Annotated in this window: 2 protein-coding genes; both read left to right on the forward strand. The window is 35.8% G+C overall.

The window, feature by feature from the left end; translation table 11 throughout:
• Window positions 1-58: 58 nt before the first annotated feature.
• Window positions 59-1243 (forward strand): IS1634 family transposase, encoded by a 1185-nt coding sequence (locus R2S57_RS30285; protein WP_316848642.1) that lies wholly within the window; start codon window positions 59-61, stop codon window positions 1241-1243.
• Between the two features lie 109 nt (window positions 1244-1352).
• The gene (locus tag R2S57_RS30290; RefSeq protein WP_316848643.1) at window positions 1353-1541 is read left to right on the forward strand and encodes a hypothetical protein; all 189 of its coding nucleotides are present in this window, start codon (window positions 1353-1355) and stop codon (window positions 1539-1541) included.
• The last annotated feature ends 15 nt before the right edge of the window (window positions 1542-1556 follow it).

A 1556-nucleotide genomic window follows, 5' to 3' on the forward strand; every position in this document is an offset into this window, starting at 1 on the left:
CTGATCTTGTTGTTGTTATTTTTATTATTTTTGTGGTTTGCTGACCTAAAGTTAAAAATTGTACAAAATAAGGCAAATCAAGTATGCTGCAGGATCAACTTCAGTACAGGTTTATAAGATTGAAAACCGTAAAAGAGTCATCATAAAGCATATTGGTACAGCTCGTACTTCTACTGAACTTGCCGAATTACTTACGCTAGCAAATGATTTCATTAAAACCATTACCAGACAGCTGTTTTTATTCAATGAGGTTCATGCTGATAATATTATAAACATTCGACAGACTGACTTTATCGGCGTATATTATTCATTTTTCCATGAACTGATCTCAAAACTTATCGTCCAGATCGGTTTCGACAAGCTCAAAAACAGTTTTCTTCTGGATTTGGTAATCATGCGAATAATTGAGCCTGCATCCAAACTTCGCTCAATCATTCTTTTGGAGGAATATTTTGGCATAAAACATCGCAGACAGAAATATTATGACTCTGCTCCAGCATGGCTGGAGCTTAAGTCAAAGACCGAAAGTATTGCTGTTAAATTTGCTCGGGAACACTACGACTTCAACTACAACCTGGTTTTCTATGATGTGACAACGCTGTATTTTGAAACCTTTGAATCAGACGACCTTCGCAAGAATGGTTTTTCCAAAGACAACAAATCACAGCAGCCGCAGATTCTTATTGCCTTGATGGTCAGTAAAGAAGGATTGCCCATTTCTTACGAAGTTTTTCCGGGCAATACTTTTGAGGGGCATACTTTTATTCCAGTAATAAAAAGCTTTATTAATAAAAATAAAGTTGAAGCCCTCACCGTTGTTGCAGATGCTGCAATGATAAGTACAGAGAACAGCTTGGCTTTAAATGAAAATGGCATCAATTATATTGTTGGTGGACGACTAGGGAATATATCAAATGATTTGTTAACACAGATTGATGCAACTATTATTCGAAAGGATGGAGAAAGCATAAGATTGCCAACAGCTAATGGAGATCTTATCTGCAGCTATTCATCATTGCGTTACCGAAAAGATAAGTACGAGATGGAAAAGCAGATAGAGCGAGCGAGAAGCTTAGTGGATAATCCCGGTAAGAATAAGAAAATGAAGTTTACTAAATCCTCTGGCGAAAAAATGGAACTTAACCAGAAGCTGATAGACAAAACTGTAAAGCTGCTAGGCATTAAAGGATATTACGCTAATCTAAATGAGTCGGTAGCAAACCATCATAGCGAGATATCGTGAACTGTACAGAATAGAACAAGCATTTAGAATATCTAAAAGCGATCTACAAACAAGGCCAATATTCCATTATAAAGAAGAGCCTATAAAACTTCATTTATTGATATGCTTTATGGCTTTAATCATCTCCAAACATGTAGAACTTCAAACCGAAACCTCAATCAAAACATTTATTCACGAATGTAAAAAGATCACCGACGCCAGGTTAAAAAACAAAATTACAGGAAAAGAAATCACTATGAGAGCCAGTTCAACAAACGAAATTTTAAAAATAATAGAGAAACTAAATTTGCTGACCTAATTTGGACAAGTCAGG

The organism is Pedobacter psychrodurus (assembly GCF_032678585.1).
Taxonomy (GTDB): domain Bacteria; phylum Bacteroidota; class Bacteroidia; order Sphingobacteriales; family Sphingobacteriaceae; genus Pedobacter; species Pedobacter psychrodurus_A.

Excerpts from the sequence above, each read along its gene's own strand:
- R2S57_RS30290 (WP_316848643.1), top strand. The coding sequence starts at position 1,353 with ATGGCTTTAATCATCTCCAAACATGTAGAACTTCAAACCGAAACCTCA.